This window comes from Acidovorax sp. LjRoot204 (genome assembly GCF_056175785.1).
Window position 1 is genome coordinate 22,677 of the sequence record NZ_JBGFFF010000030.1, and the last position, 13,891, is coordinate 36,567.

Below are 13,891 nucleotides of genomic sequence, written 5' to 3' on the forward strand. Positions count from 1 at the left end.
CCCGATCAAGAAACGATGTACGCCGCAGCCCCCGCCGACATGATCTGCCCGTCCGGCCCCAGAAACTCCATGCGTGTCGTGGCGACACGCGATCCCAGTCGCAACACCTGCGCGCGCAGCTCAAAGTGGCTGCCAATGCCCGGGCGCAGGTAGTCGATGCGCAGGTCGATGGTGCCCAGCTTGGCAAAGCGGTGCAGGCGCTGCTCGGGCGGCTCGTCCAGGTGCTTGGCGCCAATCGCAGCCATCACGGCCAGGCCGCCCATGGCGTCGAGCCCCGCACTGATCACGCCACCGTGGATGCGGTTGTAGGCGTAGTGACCCACCAAGTCGGGCTTCATGTCGATGCGTCCCACCACGCCGTCAGGCGCCAGGGCGGTGACCTTGAGCCCCAGGACCTGGTTGAACACGATCTTTTCTTCAAAGATGGACTTAAGCCCGGCGATGAACTCGGGCTCTAAAGCCTGTGGCTGGGGGGAAATGGTTTTGCTCATGGTGTGCTGAGTGCGGACCTGCAGCGCGCTGCGCCCACCGGTCCGATGACTCCTGTTTTTATAGCTGCTGGCGCTTGATACACCAGCACCTGGAGGCATTTTGACTTAAAACTGGCCGTGGCGTCCCTGCCCAGCCGCAAACCGCGAGGCGCCACGCAGCGCGTCGGCCAGGCATTCGCGGCCACCCGCCCACTCCTGCAGCAAGGCCTGCTGCAAAGGCAAGCCCTCGGCGGCCAGCGCGCTGGCGCGGTCTGCACGCAGGGTGGCCTGCGGGAAGGCGGCCAACTGATGTGCCAGGGCCAGGGCTGCCTCCAGCGCCTGCCCGGCAGGCACCACGCGGTTGCATAGCCCCATGCGCAGGGCTTCGGCAGATTCCACCTTGCGCCCGGTCAGGATCAGGTCGAGCGCGTGCGACAGCCCGACAAGGCGCGGCAGGCGCACGGTGCCGCCATCGATCAGCGGCACGCCAAAACGGCGGCAGAACACGCCCATGTAAGCGTCCTCCGCCATCACGCGCAGGTCGCACCACAGTGCCAGCTCCATGCCGCCGGCCACAGCGGCGCCTTCGATCGCCGCAATCACCGGCTTGGACAGATGCAGGCGACTCGGCCCCATGGGCCCAGGTGGGTGGACCGCATCGGCCGTGAAGTCCAGCGTCTCGGCGAGCGCCTCGGGCGTGACGCCGGCGGCCAGCAGACGCGCGCCCGACTGCAGATCCCAGCCCGCACAAAAATGCCCGCCAGCGCCCTGGAACACCRCCACATTGGCGCTTTCATCGTGCTCAAAGGCCAGAAAGGCCGCATGCAGTGCGCGGGCGGTGTCGGCATCCACCGCGTTGCGCACAGCAGGCCGGCGCAATGTCACCAGCGTGACACCGCCTTGCGTTTCAACCTCTACGGACATGCGGCTCTCCTGTGGTCCGGTGCTCAGAACCTGTTCACCCACCCGACGTTACTCCTATTGCGCAGGGTGCAGCGCTGCGTCAATATCCGCCGCTACCCGCTCGCCCACCCCATCAGGGTTAGCCCCGAGTGCGGTATGCACAGCACGCGTGCACCATTATTTATGCAAAGCAATCGCTTTGTAAAAATAATCTGCAGGACCTGCGCAAGCAACGATGCACCTGGCACATGCCCACAAGGCATACGCCCCGCTCTTACCCGCTTTGCGTATCACTTATTCTGGAGAGCCAGTGTGCAATTTGTGCAACTGTTGATCAGCGGTGTCTCCCAGGGGTGCATCTACGGCCTGATCGCGCTGGGCTTCGTGCTCATCTACAAGGCCACGGAGACCGTGAGCTTCGCCCAGGGCGAACTCATGATGCTCGGCGCCTTCTGCGGGCTGGCACTCATGACGGTGCTGGGCTTTCCCTTCTGGGTGGCCGTGCTCGCCAGCATCCTGGCCATGGGCTGCTTTGGCGTGGTGCTGGAGCGCGCCGTGATCCGGCCCATCCTGGGCCAGCCCGCCTTCTCCATTGTCATGCTCACCATCGGCATCGGCTACGTGCTGCGTGGGCTGGTGACCATGATCCCCAACATCGGCACCGAGACGCACACACTGCCCGTGCCCTACAAGGACCTGTCGTTTCGCCTCGGTGCGCTGGTGCTCAACGCCGAGCAACTGGTGGTGATCGGCGCCACAGGCGTGTTGTGTGTGCTGCTGTTTGCCATGTTCCGCTACAGCAAGCTGGGCATCGCCATGCAGGCGTCGTCGCAGAACCAGCTGGCCGCCTACTACATGGGCATTCCGGTGCAGCGGCTCAATGGCCTGGCCTGGGGCCTGGCCGCCGCTGTGGCGGCGGTGGCAGGCCTGCTGCTGGCGCCCATTACCTTCGTGCACGCCAACATGGGGCTGATCGGCCTCAAGGCATTTCCGGCCGCTGTGGTGGGCGGATTTGGCAGCCTGCCGGGCGCCATCGTCGGCGGACTGGTGATCGGCATCGTCGAATCGCTCTCGGGCTTCTATCTGCCCGATGGGTTCAAGGACACGGCCGCGTACATCGTGGTGCTGATCATGCTGATGGTCAAACCCAACGGACTGTTCGGCGAGAAGCTGAGAAAGAAAGTCTGACCCATGCGCTTTCTCTTCAAGACCTCGTACGAGCAAGACATTCGCCTCGCCAAGCATGGCGGGCATGTGTTCTGGTACAGCCTGCTGTGCCTGGCGCTGGTCGCCGCGCCCTGGGTGGCGCCGGAGTACTGGCTGGCGCAGCTCACCTTTGTGCTGATCTACGCCATCGTGGGCCTGGGGCTCATGCTGCTGGCGGGCTTCACCGGCTTGTTCTCGCTGGGGCATGCCGCGTTTCTGGGCGTGGGGGCGTATACGCAAGCTGTGCTCACGGGCATGGGCTGGCCGTTTGCGCTGTCGCTGGCCTGCGCGGCGGGGCTGTCGGCCGCTGTGGGCGTGGTGGTAGGGCTGCCCGCATTGCGCGTCAAGGGCATCTACCTGGGCATGGCCACGCTGTCGTTCGGGTTCATTGTGGAAGAAGTGTTTGCGCGCTGGGAGTCGGTGACCGGCGGCAACTCCGGCAAGCACCTGGTACCGCCACAAATCGCGGGCTACTCGTTCGAGACCACGGAGTCGTTCTACTTTCTGTGCCTCGTGATTGCGGTGGTCAGCACGCTGGCCATCCTGAACCTGCTGCGCTCGCCCACGGGCCGCGCGTTTGTCGCCATCCGTGATTCAGAGATCTCCGCACAGAGCATGGGCATCCACCTGGCCCGCTACAAGACGCTATCGTTCTCCATATCGGCCGCACTGGCAGGCGTCGGCGGTGCGTTGTACGCGCACAAGCTGCAGTTCATCTCGCCCGACCAGTTCAACATCCTGCAGTCCATCGACCTGCTGCTCATGATCGTGATCGGTGGGCTGGGCTCAGTGCATGGCGCGTTCCTGGGTGCGATCTTCCTGATCTCGATGCCACAGCTCATATCCCTGGGCAAGGACTGGTTGCCAGACTCCATCGGTCAGTCACCTGGCCTGCAGTCAGTGGTCTATGGCGCGGTGCTGATCGCCTTTGTGCTGTTCGAGCCCATGGGGCTGTATGGCCGCTGGCTCAAGGTGCGCACCTGGCTGCAGATGTTCCCGTTCTACCGCAAGGGCCTGTTCAAGCGGCAGAAGTCGTTCCAGAAATCAGATCGCTTGAAATGAAGCACCCCCTGAGTCGCTTCGCGCCTTCCCCCTCTCTCGATTCGCTGCGCGATTCGGGAGGGGAACGCCCCCAGCGCGGCGGGGCGGCCCTTGCGCGGGGGCACTGGCCTCGGTCACGCCAGTCGCAAAGGCTGTGGACGGCATTCAGCACACTGGACCTGTGAAATGACCCCAATTGCTGTACCCATGACTGACGAAATCCTGCTCAGCGCCCAGAACCTCAGCGTGCGCTTTGGCGGCGTGCTCGCGGTCAACAACGTGAGCTTTGACGTGCGCCGTGGAGAGGTGTTCACCCTCATCGGCCCCAACGGCGCSGGCAAGACGACGGTGTTCAACCTGATCAGCCGCATCTATACGCCCACCACCGGCACCATCGCCTATGCGGGCCCGGGCGGGGCCCTGCTGCCACTGACCGACCAGCCGCCGCACAAGGTGGCAGGCCTGGGCATTGCACGCACCTTCCAGAACATCGAACTCTTCGAGCACGCGAGTGTGCTGCACAACCTACTGATCGGCCGCCACACCCGACAGCACAGCAGCCTGTGGGCCGAGATGTTCTTCACGCGCAAGGTGCGCGAAGGGGAAATTCAGGCCCGGGAGAAGGCCGAGCAGGTCATCGATTTTCTCGACTTGCAGCACTACCGCGACACCATGGTCGCCGGCCTGCCCTACGGCGTGCGCAAGGTGGTGGAGCTGGCCCGCGCGCTGTGCACCGAGCCGCAGCTGCTGCTGCTCGACGAGCCCTCGTCGGGCCTGAACGTGGAGGAGACTGACGACATGGCCTTCTGGATACAGGACATCCAGCACGAGCTGGGCATCACCGTGCTGATGGTGGAGCACGACATGTCGCTGGTCTCCAAGGTATCCGACCGCGTGCTGGCCATGAACCAGGGCGAGGTGGTGGCAATGGGCACGCCGCGCGAGGTGCAATCGCACCCCGGCGTGATCGAGGCGTACCTGGGCACCATCGACGACGTGAGCAACCTGCGGCGTCCGGCGGGTTCAAAAATGGGGGTTCGGGCATGAACGCCGTACTTGCCGCCGTCAACACATCCGCAGCAGCAGCTGCTGCTGACCAACCCTTGCTGCGCCTGCAGAACGTGGAGAGTGCCTACGGCCCSATCAAGGCCATCCGCGGCGTGAGCCTGCAGGTGCGGCGCGGCGAGATCGCCGCCGTGCTGGGCAGCAACGGCGCGGGCAAGACCACCATCCTCAAGACCATCAGCGGCATCATCGACCCGCGCAAGGGCTCCATCGAATTCCAGGGCGCCGACATCACTGCCAACGACCCGGCGGCCATCGTGCGCCGGGGCCTGATGCACGTGCCCGARGGSCGCGAGGTGTTCCCGCTGCTSTCGGTGMRSGACAACCTGCTGATGGGMGCCTATACGCGCGCCGACAAGGACGCAGTGGCGCGCGACATCGAAACCGTTTTCGGCTACTTCCCCATCCTGAAGGAGCGCGCCGCGCAGGACGCGGGCCTGCTGTCGGGAGGGCAGCAGCAGATGCTGGCGATCTCGCGTGCGCTCATGGCCAACCCCGAACTCATCCTGCTSGACGARCCCAGCCTSGGCCTSWSCCCCAAGCTSACSAAGGAGATCTTCGAGATCGTSGTGCGCATCAACCGTGARCGCGGCACCACCATCCTGCTGGTGGAGCAGAACGCCAACATGGCGCTCAACGCATCGGACTACGGCTACGTGCTGGAGAACGGCCGCATCGTGATGGAAGACAGCTGCGAGCGCCTGCGCGAGAAGGACGACATCAAGGAGTTCTACCTTGGGATGAAAGATGTCGGCGTGCGCGGAGAGCGGCGCTGGAAGAAAAAGAAGACCTGGAGATAAGCGCAAATGTCTAACCTCTGGGACCTCGATCACATCCAGCCCGCAGGCACCGACGTGCTCGCGGGCGACACCATCGCCGCCATGTTCTGGAACGCTGTGGCCGAGCGCGGCCCGCGCGTGTGGATGCGCCAGAAGGAGCTGGGCATCTGGAAGAGCTGGACCTGGGATCAGACGGCCGAAGCCGTGCGGGAGATTGCGGGCGGCCTGATGTCGCTGGGTTTTGCGCCCGGCGAATGTGCATCCATCCTGTCCAACACCAACATCGAATGGGTGCTGGCCGATCTGGCCGTGCTGAGCTGTGGCGGCGTGGCCAATGGCATCTACCCCACTGACGCGGCGGCGCAGGTGCATTACCTGAGCGAAGACTCTCGCACCACCGTCCTGTTTGTGGAAGACGATGAACAGCTCGACAAGGCCCTGGAAGTGCGCAGCAGCCTGCCCCTGCTGCGCAAGGTGGTGGTGTTCGACATGGAAGGCCTGCGCAGTCTGAACGACCCCGATGTGCTGAGCCTGGCGGGCCTCCGCGAACTGGGCAGGGCCTGGAATACACAACACCCCGACGCGCTGATGCAGCGCGTCAAGGCCTGCCGACCCGAAGACCTGGCCATCCTGGTGTACACCTCGGGCACCACCGGCAAACCCAAGGGTGCCATGCACACGCACGCCGCGCTCACCTACACCGTGCGCGGCTACAACACGCTGATCTCGCGCAGTGAGGCCGACGAGACCATGTGTTTTCTGCCCCTGTGCCACATTGCCGAACGCATGGGGGGCGAATACTTCTCGCTCTACACCGGCGCGCGCCTGAACTTTGTCGAGAACCCCGACACCGTGCCCGAGAACGTGCGAGAGATCGCGCCCACGGTGTTCACCGCCGTACCCCGGGTGTGGGAGAAGTTCTATTCGGGCGTGATGATCGCACTCAAGGAATCCACACGCATGCAGCAGGCGGCCTATGCCTGGTCGATTGGCGTGGGCACACGCATCGCAGATCGGGTGCTGGCCGGACAGCCGGTGGGCGGGTTGCTGAAGGCGCAGTTCATGCTGGCGCGCTTTCTGGCGCTCAACAATGTGCGCAAGCTCATCGGCATCCACCGTGCGCGCTTTCTGGTCACGGGCGCAGCGCCCATTTCGCCCGATCTGGTGAAGTGGTACCTGGCGCTGGGTGTGCCCATGCTGGAGGTGTGGGGCATGACCGAGACCTGCGGCGCCTCCACCGGTGTGCCGGCCAGCCGCATCAAACCGGGCTCCATCGGCCCGGCGGCCAGCTACAACGAGGTGCGCATCGACCCCGCCACGGGCGAAATCCTGGTGCGTGGCCCCAATGTGTTCAAGGGCTACCTCAACCAGCCCGAGAAAACCGCCGAAACCATCGACCCCGAAGGTTGGCTGCACACGGGGGATGTGGGCCTGATCGACGCCGATGGCTACCTTCGCATCACCGACCGCATGAAGGACATCATCATCACGGCGGGCGGCAAGAACATCACGCCGAGCGAGCTGGAGAACGAACTCAAGTTCAGCCCCTACATCACCGACGCGGTGGTGATTGGCGACAAGCTGCCCTACCTCACGGTGATCATCATGATCGACCAGGAGAACGTGGAAAAGTACGCACAGGACAACGACGTGCCGTTCTCCAACTACGCCAGCCTGACCCGCACGCGCGAGGTGCAAGAGCTGATCCAGGGCGAAATCGACCGCGTGAACGCCAAGTTCGCCCGCGTGGAGCAGATCAAGAAGTTCTTCCTGCTCGACACACAGCTCACTGCCGAGGACGAAGAGCTGACACCCACCATGAAGCTAAAGCGCAAGCTGGTGCAGCAGAAGTACGCCCCCCAGATTGAGGCGATGTACCGGTAGGTGCGCACGTCACGCAACCGCAGGCCACGCCCATCAGGATAGGGAAAGTGCTGGTGCCCCACCCCGGGCATCGTTCTATAACGAGCAACCGAGTTCGATCCAACCAAAGGAGACGTGCCATGAAGTTTCATCACATTGCCGCGCTGGCCCTCGTGGCCATGGCCGGAGGTGCTGCACAGGCGCAGCCCAGCCAGGGCGTGAGCAAGGACACCATCACGCTGGGTTCCATCCAGGATCTGTCCGGCCCGCTGGCGGGCTTTGGCAAGCAGGTGCGGCTGGGCATGATGCTGCGCGTGGACGAGGCCAACGAGCAAGGCGGCGTCAATGGCCGCAAGCTGGACCTGAAGGTGGAAGACTCGGGCTACGACCCCAAGAAAGCCGTGCTGGCCGCGCAAAAGCTCGTGAACCAGGACAAGATCTTCATGATGGTGGCGCACATCGGCACGGCGCAAAACCTGGCCGCCATGCCCGTGCAGTTCAGCAAGAACGTGATCAACTTCTTCCCGGTGACGGCCGCGCGGGAAATGTACGAGCCCTTCCACAAGCTCAAGTATTCGTTTGCCGCCACTTACTATGACCAGATCCGCCTGGCAGCCCCCAAGCTCATCAAGGAAAAGGGCGCCAAGAAGATCTGCACCATCTACCAGGACGATGAATTTGGCCTGGAGGTGATGCGCGGGGGCGAGGCGGCACTCAAGTCCATGGGCATGGACTTCACCGAGAAGACCTCGTACAAGCGCGGCGCCACCGACTTCTCTTCACAGGTCGCCAAGATGAAGTCGTCCGAATGCGACTTCGTGATCCTGGGCACCATCATCCGCGAAACCATCGGCACGATTGGCGAGGCGCGCAAGACCGGCTTCAACCCCACCTTCCTGGGCTCCAGCGCCGCCTACACCGATCTCATCCACAAGCTGGGCGGCAAGCCCATGGATGGGCTGTACGCCACCATGACGGTGCAACACCCCTACCTGGATGAAGCCAGCCAGCCCATCCGTTTCTGGGCCAACAAGTACAAGACCAAGTTCAACGAAGACCCCACCGTGTTCTCGGTCTACGGCTACAACGCCATCGACGCCTTCATCAAGGCGGCSCAGAAGGCSGGCCCSAACCTSASSACCGACAGCTTCATCAAGGCCATGGACACCATGGTGATTCCACCCGACATGTTCGGCAGCGCCGAGGGCACCTTTGGCCCACAAAAACGCCTGGGCAGCGATCTTTCGCGCCTGTCGCAGATCACCGACGGCAAGTGGAAGGTGGTGTCCGACTACGTCAAGCCATGAGCGCCTGACCAGCCTCCTTCAAGCCGCCTTCGGGCGGCTTTTGCGTTTCAGGGGGTGCATCCGGGCTCAGTCGGTGGCAGAATTTAACCAAGCAGTAACTTTGCATAAATAACCTGGTTGCCCCACCATGATCGAACGCACCCTCTTCCAGCCCGACCACCAGGCCTTTGCCGACAGCTTTCGCCGCTTCATCGACAAGGAAGTGACGCCCCACCACGCCGCCTGGGAAGACCAGGGCTATGTGGCGCGCGAGGTGTGGAGCCAGGCGGGTGCCAACGGTTTTCTGTGCATGAGCCTGCCCGAGGAATACGGTGGCGCCGGGGCCGACAAGCTGTATTCGGTGGCGCAGATGGAAGAGCTGGCGCGTGCAGGCACCACTGGTATCGGCTTTGGTCTGCACAGCGAGATCGTGGCGCCGTACGTCCTTCACTACGGCACTGAAGCCCAGAAACAGAAGTACCTGCCGCAGATGGCCAGCGGCGCCGTGGTGGGTGCCATCGCCATGAGCGAGCCGGCTGCGGGCAGCGACCTGCAAGGCATCAAGACCACGGCCATCAAAAGTGCGGACGGATCACACTACGTGCTGAACGGCAGCAAGACCTTCATCACCAACGGCTGGCATGCCGACCTCGTGATCGTGGTCGCCAAGACCGACCCGGCSGCSGGSGCCAAGGGCACCAGCCTGTTAYTGGTSGARCGCGGCATGCCSGGCTTYGAAAAAGGCMAGCGSCTCAAGAARMTSGGSMTGAAGGCGCAGGACACGTCCGAGCTGTTCTTCAACGACGTGCAGGTGCCGGTTGACAACCTGCTGGGCGGCCCCGCCATGGAAGGGCGCGGCTTTATCTGCCTGATGGAGCAGCTACCGTGGGAGCGCCTGCAGATCGCCATCACCGCCGTGGCGGCCGCGCAGGCCGCCATCGACTGGACGGTGGACTACGTCAAGCAGCGCAAAGTCTTTGGCCAGAGCGTGGCGTCCTTTCAGAACACCCGCCACACCCTGGCCGAGCTTCAAACGCAGGTGCAGGTGGCCCGCGTGTTCGTGGACAAATGCTGTGAGCTGATCGTGCGCGATCAGCTCGATACCGAAACTGCCAGCATGGCCAAGTACTGGACGACCGACCTTCAGTGCAAGGTGATGGACGAATGCGTTCAGCTGTTTGGCGGCTATGGCTACATGTGGGAATACCCCATCACCCGCGCCTATGCCGACGCACGCGTGCAGCGCATTTATGGCGGCACCAACGAGATCATGAAAGAAGTGATTGCGCGGGCCATGGGCCTGGGCAAATAACGAAATGCACCGCACCGTGAATAACGCAGTGCACGATGCCCTGCACAACGCCCTTCACAACGTACCAGTGGGCGCCGAATGCCGCTACAGATACCAGGCGGCGCGGGCTTCTTCGGGGCTCAGCGGCGCACCAGGGCGGCGGTCGGTGACATTCAGCCAGGAGCGCACACCCTGGCTGCCACTCAGCGCACGCATCAGCAGCAAGCCTGCGCCAATGCCGCGAATGGCCGCCGAGCTGCGGCTGGGCGCCATGAAGGCCGCCACCGCCAGCGCACTGGATGCCGCCAGCACGACATGGTGCTCCAGCGCAAACCCTTCGCGCGTGTCGTCGTATTCGATGGCGCTGCGAGCGATGCGCTGCAATGCAGGGGATGTATTTCGTTCCATAGCCAGAAATGTAGATAGCAACCGCCGAAAGATAGTGCAAAAACCACTGCACCCGCGTCAGAAAGCACCTTGTAGGGGCGTGAGCCAGCCCAGCGGCTTTACCGCCGCACTGCTTGAAGTTTAGAGAAACCACCGGAGACCATTCATGACCGAAGCCTATGTATTCGACGCGCTGCGCACCCCGCGCGGCAAGGGCAAGAAGGACGGCACCCTGCACGAGGTCAAGCCCATCGACCTGCTCGCAGGCCTGCTGACCGAGCTGCAAGCGCGCCACCGCTTTGACACGGCGGCGGTGGACGATGTGGTCATGGGCATCGTCTCGCCCGTGGGCGAACAGGGCTCGGTGCTGCCCAAGGTCGCGGCGCTCAAGGCCGGGTGGGACTTTCGCTGCGCGGGTGTGCAGGTCAACCGTTTCTGCGCCTCGGGCCTGGAAGCCGTGAACCTGGCCGCGCAAAAGGTGCGCAGCGGCTGGGAGGACCTGGTGGTGGCGGGTGGCGTGGAGAGCATGAGCCGCGTGCCCATTGGCTCCGACGGTGGCGCCTGGGCGCAAGACCCCGCCACCAACTCCGCCACGCTGTTCGTGCCCCAGGGCATCGGCGCCGACCTGATCGCCACGCTGGACGGCTACACCCGCGCCGACGTGGACGCCTTCGCCCTCGAGTCGCAACGCCGCGCCACCGCCGCGCGCGCAGCGGGCTACTTCAAGAATTCGGTCGTGCCCGTGCGCGACTTCATCGGCCAGACCATCCTGGCGGAAGACGAATTCATCAAGCCCAAGACCACGCTGGAAGGCCTGGGCGCGCTCAAGGCCTCGTTCGAGCAACTGGGCGGCATGGGCTTTGATGCCGTGGCGCTACAGCGCTACCCGCAGGTGGAGCGCATCCACCACGTGCACCACGCGGGCAACTCGTCGGGCATTGTGGACGGCGCAGCCGCCGTGCTCATCGGCAACGAGGCCGCCGCCAAGGCCCACGGCCTCACGCCCCGCGCGCGCATTGTGGCCACGGCGCTCAGCGGCGCCGACCCCACCATCATGCTCACCGGCCCCGTGCCCGCCGCCAAGAAGGCGCTGGCCCGCGCGGGCATGACCATCGACCAGATCGACCTGTTTGAAGTGAACGAGGCCTTCGCCGCCGTGCCCATGCGCTTCATGCGCGAGCTGGGCGTGCCGCACGACAAGGTCAACGTGAACGGCGGCGCCATCGCCATGGGCCACCCGCTGGGCGCCACGGGCGCCATGATCCTCGGCACCCTGATTGACGAGCTGCACCGCAGGGGCCAGCGCTATGGCCTGGCCACGCTGTGCGTGGGCGGCGGCATGGGCATTGCCACCATCGTTGAACGTATCTGAACGGGCAGGAGACAAGAACATCATGCAAACCATCCGCTACGAACTCATCCCCGCCCAGGGCACCGACGGCGAAGTTGCCGTCATCACGTTTGACGAAACCAACTCCCCCGTCAACACCATGTGCCGCCAGTGGCAGCAAGAGCTGGGCGAGGTCACGGCCCAGGTGCTGGGCGACCGCGAACGCCTGGGCACCGCGCTCAAAGGCATCGTGCTGGCATCCGCCAAGACCAGCTTCTTTGCCGGGGCCGACCTCAAGGCCACCATGCGCCTCACGCCCGCCGATGCGCCCAACGTGTTTGGCGAAATCGAGCGCATGAAGAAGCACTTTCGCACGCTCGAAACGCTGGGCATCCCCGTGGTGGCCTGCCTCAACGGTGCGGCGCTGGGCGGCGGGTGGGAAGTGGCGCTGGTCGCGCACTACCGCATCGCCGTGGCCGACCCCAAGATCCAGTTCGGCCTGCCCGAGGTGACGCTGGGCCTGATGCCTGGCGCCACCGGCGTGACCAAGATGACGCGCCTGCTGGGCCTGATGGGTGCGCAGCCCTACATCCTGGAAGGCAAGCTCTTCAACCCCTCCGAAGCGCTGGAGCTGCAACTGGTGCACGAGCTGGTGGCCACGCGGGAACAGCTGCTGCCCGCAGCCCTGGCCCACATCGCCACCCACCCACACGCCGTGCAGCCGTGGGACGACAAGAACTACAAGATGCCCGGCGGCACACCCGCCAACCCCAAGATTGCAGGCGCCCTCACCGTCGCGCCCGCCATGCTCAAGAAGACCACGCGCGGCCGCTACCCCGCGCCCGAGGCAGCGCTGGCCGCCATGGTCGAAGGCGCGATGGTGGACTACGACACCGCCCTGCGCATCGAAAGCCGCTACCTCGCCCGCCTGATGACCGGCCCCGTGGCGCGCAACATGATCAACACGTTCTTCTTCGACATGAACGCGATCAAGAGCGGCAAGTCGCGCCCCGGCACGGCCCCACGCTACAAGCCACAAAAGGTCGGCATCCTGGGCGCCGGCATGATGGGTGCGGGCATCGCCTGGGCCCAGGCCAGCCGGGGCATCGCCACCGTGCTCAAGGATGTGAGCACCGAGAAGGCCGAGGCCGGCAAGGCCTACAGCGCCAAGCTCACGCAAGCCCGGGTGGACAAGGGCCGCATGACGGTCGAGGCGCAGCAGGCGCTGCTGGCCCGCATCACGCCTACCGCCAGCGCGGCCGACCTGGCGGGCTGCGACCTCATCATCGAAGCCGTGTTTGAAAGCCGCGACCTGAAAGCTAAAGTCACGCAAGAGGCCGAGCCGCAATTGGCACCCGGCGGCTTTTTTGCCAGCAACACCTCCACCCTGCCCATCAGCGGCCTGGCCACGGCCAGCAGCCGGCCCGAGAAGTTTGTCGGCATCCACTTCTTCAGCCCCGTGGACAAGATGAAGCTGGTGGAGATCATCCGCGGCAAACAGACGGATGACGAAACCGTGGCCCGCGCCTTCGACTACGTGCAGGCCCTGGGCAAGGTGCCCATCGTGGTCAACGACTCACGTGGCTTCTACACCAGCCGCACCTTTGGCACCTTTGTGATGGAAGGCGCCGCCATGCTGGGCGAAGGCATCCCCGCCGCCGCGATTGAAAACGCCGCCATGCAGGCCGGCCTGCCCGTGGGCCCGCTTTCCGTGCTGGATGAAACCGCGCTGACCCTGAGCGTGCACGTGCTGGACCAGACCCGCGCCGACTACGCGGCCGAAGGCAAGACCTACACCGCCACACCCGGCGAGCTGCTGGTGGAACGCATGGTCAAGGAGCTGAAGCGCCCCGGTCGCGCGGGTGGCTGCGGCTTTTACGACTATCCCGCAGGCGCCAAGAAGCACCTGTGGCCGGAGTTGAAAACGCTGTTCGAAAAACCCGGCGTGGAGTGGAGCGTGCAGGAGATTCAGGACCGCCTGCTCTACCGCCAGGCCATCGAAACCGCGCGCTGCCTGGCCGAGGGCGTGCTGACCAGCGTGCATGACGCGAACATTGGGTCGATTTTTGGGATTGGGTTTCCGGCGTGGACGGGGGGGGCGATGCAGTTCATTTATGGGACTGGGGTGGAGGCGTTCCTTCAGCGTGTTGATGAACTGGCGGCGGGGTACGGGGCAGGGTTTGTTCTGGAAGCGAAAGCCCGAGATGCCATTCGAGCTTTTCAGCCGACCTATTGACTGTCATGGTTCAGTCAAACCGGATAGCAAAAGG

General features: G+C 64.3%; 12 protein-coding genes. 9 read left to right on the forward strand and 3 right to left on the reverse strand.

The annotated features are described in order from the left end of the window. Nucleotides 1-5 precede the first annotated feature (5 nt). Both AC04MI_RS08225 and AC04MI_RS08230 read right to left on the reverse strand, forming a co-directional pair. On the reverse strand, nucleotides 6-491 hold the full coding sequence (locus AC04MI_RS08225; protein ID WP_476497574.1) for a thioesterase family protein: 486 nt from the start codon (nucleotides 489-491) through the stop codon (nucleotides 6-8). A 105-nt stretch (nucleotides 492-596) separates the two neighbouring features. Then, nucleotides 597-1,394: a crotonase/enoyl-CoA hydratase family protein gene (locus AC04MI_RS08230; protein ID WP_476497575.1), complete on the reverse strand. Its 798-nt coding sequence runs from the start codon at nucleotides 1,392-1,394 to the stop codon at nucleotides 597-599. Nucleotides 1,395-1,685: 291 nt separating this feature from the next. On the opposite strand from AC04MI_RS08230, the gene AC04MI_RS08235 reads away from it, so the two are divergent. The 7 genes from AC04MI_RS08235 (at nucleotide 1,686) to AC04MI_RS08265 (ending at nucleotide 9,925) form a co-directional block, all read left to right on the forward strand. After that, nucleotides 1,686-2,561 carry a branched-chain amino acid ABC transporter permease gene (locus AC04MI_RS08235; protein WP_056059365.1) on the forward strand — a complete coding sequence of 292 codons (876 nt, stop codon included), beginning with the start codon at nucleotides 1,686-1,688 and terminating at the stop codon, nucleotides 2,559-2,561. A 3-nt stretch (nucleotides 2,562-2,564) separates the two neighbouring features. Beyond that, nucleotides 2,565-3,641 (forward strand): branched-chain amino acid ABC transporter permease, encoded by a 1,077-nt coding sequence (locus AC04MI_RS08240; protein ID WP_436078397.1) that lies wholly within the window; start codon nucleotides 2,565-2,567, stop codon nucleotides 3,639-3,641. A 186-nt stretch (nucleotides 3,642-3,827) separates the two neighbouring features. After that, nucleotides 3,828-4,667, forward strand: a complete 840-nt coding sequence (locus AC04MI_RS08245; RefSeq protein ID WP_121507582.1) for an ABC transporter ATP-binding protein — start codon at nucleotides 3,828-3,830, stop codon at nucleotides 4,665-4,667. Beyond that, nucleotides 4,664-5,485 carry an ABC transporter ATP-binding protein gene (locus AC04MI_RS08250; protein WP_476497576.1) on the forward strand — a complete coding sequence of 274 codons (822 nt, stop codon included), beginning with the start codon at nucleotides 4,664-4,666 and terminating at the stop codon, nucleotides 5,483-5,485. Before AC04MI_RS08245 ends, AC04MI_RS08250 begins: the two co-directional genes overlap by 4 nt. A 6-nt stretch (nucleotides 5,486-5,491) precedes the next feature. Beyond that, nucleotides 5,492-7,348 (forward strand): AMP-dependent synthetase/ligase, encoded by a 1,857-nt coding sequence (locus AC04MI_RS08255; RefSeq protein ID WP_436078395.1) that lies wholly within the window; start codon nucleotides 5,492-5,494, stop codon nucleotides 7,346-7,348. A 119-nt stretch (nucleotides 7,349-7,467) separates the two neighbouring features. Beyond that, a complete protein-coding gene (locus AC04MI_RS08260) occupies nucleotides 7,468-8,634 on the forward strand; it encodes an ABC transporter substrate-binding protein (RefSeq protein ID WP_476497577.1) in 1,167 nt (388 codons plus the stop codon). Between the two features lie 127 nt (nucleotides 8,635-8,761). Beyond that, on the forward strand, nucleotides 8,762-9,925 hold the full coding sequence (locus tag AC04MI_RS08265) for an acyl-CoA dehydrogenase family protein (RefSeq protein WP_476497578.1): 1,164 nt from the start codon (nucleotides 8,762-8,764) through the stop codon (nucleotides 9,923-9,925). Nucleotides 9,926-10,009: 84 nt separating this feature from the next. Here AC04MI_RS08265 and AC04MI_RS08270 read toward each other — a convergent pair whose 3' ends face one another. Further along, nucleotides 10,010-10,312, reverse strand: a complete 303-nt coding sequence (locus AC04MI_RS08270; protein WP_225581100.1) for a hypothetical protein — start codon at nucleotides 10,310-10,312, stop codon at nucleotides 10,010-10,012. A gap of 145 nt (nucleotides 10,313-10,457) precedes the next feature. On the opposite strand from AC04MI_RS08270, the gene AC04MI_RS08275 reads away from it, so the two are divergent. Both AC04MI_RS08275 and AC04MI_RS08280 read left to right on the forward strand, forming a co-directional pair. Further along, a complete protein-coding gene (locus AC04MI_RS08275) occupies nucleotides 10,458-11,663 on the forward strand; it encodes an acetyl-CoA C-acetyltransferase (protein WP_099731265.1) in 1,206 nt (401 codons plus the stop codon). A 22-nt stretch (nucleotides 11,664-11,685) separates the two neighbouring features. Then, the gene (locus AC04MI_RS08280) at nucleotides 11,686-13,857 is read left to right on the forward strand and encodes a 3-hydroxyacyl-CoA dehydrogenase NAD-binding domain-containing protein (RefSeq protein ID WP_436078392.1); all 2,172 of its coding nucleotides are present in this window, start codon (nucleotides 11,686-11,688) and stop codon (nucleotides 13,855-13,857) included. Nucleotides 13,858-13,891: the final 34 nt, after the last annotated feature.

Coding starts and splice junctions, on each gene's coding strand:
- AC04MI_RS08225 (WP_476497574.1), bottom strand. CDS start 491: ATGAGCAAAACCATTTCCCCCCAGCCACAGGCTTTAGAGCCCGAGTTC.
- AC04MI_RS08240 (WP_436078397.1), top strand. CDS start 2,565: ATGCGCTTTCTCTTCAAGACCTCGTACGAGCAAGACATTCGCCTCGCC.
- AC04MI_RS08255 (WP_436078395.1), top strand. CDS start 5,492: ATGTCTAACCTCTGGGACCTCGATCACATCCAGCCCGCAGGCACCGAC.
- AC04MI_RS08270 (WP_225581100.1), bottom strand. CDS start 10,312: ATGGAACGAAATACATCCCCTGCATTGCAGCGCATCGCTCGCAGCGCC.
- AC04MI_RS08275 (WP_099731265.1), top strand. CDS start 10,458: ATGACCGAAGCCTATGTATTCGACGCGCTGCGCACCCCGCGCGGCAAG.
- AC04MI_RS08280 (WP_436078392.1), top strand. CDS start 11,686: ATGCAAACCATCCGCTACGAACTCATCCCCGCCCAGGGCACCGACGGC.